At 50.3% G+C, this 1,149-nt stretch carries 2 tRNA genes and 2 rRNA genes; all 4 read left to right on the plus strand.

Annotation, left to right across the window (positions count from 1 at the left end):
* A 16S ribosomal RNA gene (locus ACIONG_RS30575) occupies window positions 1–502 on the plus strand; the annotation flags it as partial.
* Between the two features lie 81 nt (window positions 503–583).
* A tRNA-Ile gene (locus tag ACIONG_RS30580) sits at window positions 584–660 on the plus strand.
* Window positions 661–690: 30 nt separating this feature from the next.
* A tRNA-Ala gene (locus ACIONG_RS30585) sits at window positions 691–766 on the plus strand.
* 247 nt (window positions 767–1,013) lie between these two features.
* Window positions 1,014–1,149, plus strand: a 23S ribosomal RNA gene (locus ACIONG_RS30590); the annotation flags it as partial.

Below are 1,149 nucleotides of genomic sequence, written 5' to 3' on the forward strand. Positions count from 1 at the left end.
AGACAGGTGCTGCATGGCTGTCGTCAGCTCGTGTCGTGAGATGTTGGGTTAAGTCCCGTAACGAGCGCAACCCTTGTCCTTAGTTACCAGCACGTAATGGTGGGCACTCTAAGGAGACTGCCGGTGACAAACCGGAGGAAGGTGGGGATGACGTCAAGTCATCATGGCCCTTACGGCCTGGGCTACACACGTGCTACAATGGTCGGTACAAAGGGTTGCCAAGCCGCGAGGTGGAGCTAATCCCATAAAACCGATCGTAGTCCGGATCGCAGTCTGCAACTCGACTGCGTGAAGTCGGAATCGCTAGTAATCGCGAATCAGAATGTCGCGGTGAATACGTTCCCGGGCCTTGTACACACCGCCCGTCACACCATGGGAGTGGGTTGCACCAGAAGTAGCTAGTCTAACCTTCGGGGGGACGGTTACCACGGTGTGATTCATGACTGGGGTGAAGTCGTAACAAGGTAGCCGTAGGGGAACCTGCGGCTGGATCACCTCCTTAATCGACGACATCAGCTGCTTCATGAGCTCCCACACGAATTGCTTGATTCATTGAAGAAGACGAAAGAAGCAGCCCGAAATTGGGTCTGTAGCTCAGTTGGTTAGAGCGCACCCCTGATAAGGGTGAGGTCGGCAGTTCGAATCTGCCCAGACCCACCAATTTTGTGTGGGAAACGCCTGTAGAAATACGGGGCCATAGCTCAGCTGGGAGAGCGCCTGCCTTGCACGCAGGAGGTCAGCGGTTCGATCCCGCTTGGCTCCACCACTACTGCTTCTGAAGTTTGAAAGCTTAGAAATGAGCATTCCATCGTTGAGATGATGAATGTTGATTTCTAGTCTTTGACTAGTTCGTTCTTTAAAAATTTGGGTATGTGATAGAAAGATAGACTGAACGTTACTTTCACTGGTAACGGATCAGGCTAAGGTAAAATTTGTGAGTTCTCTTAGTTGAGAAATTCGAATTTTCGGCGAATGTCGTCTTCACAGTATAACCAGATTGCTTGGGGTTATATGGTCAAGTGAAGAAGCGCATACGGTGGATGCCTTGGCAGTCAGAGGCGATGAAAGACGTGGTAGCCTGCGAAAAGCTTCTGTTAGTAGGCAAACAGTCTTTTATACGGTGTTGTTTTATTGGGTGTACGTATCATT

Origin of the sequence: Pseudomonas sp. NPDC087817 (assembly GCF_044742875.1) — a bacterium.
GTDB lineage: Bacteria > Pseudomonadota > Gammaproteobacteria > Pseudomonadales > Pseudomonadaceae > Aquipseudomonas.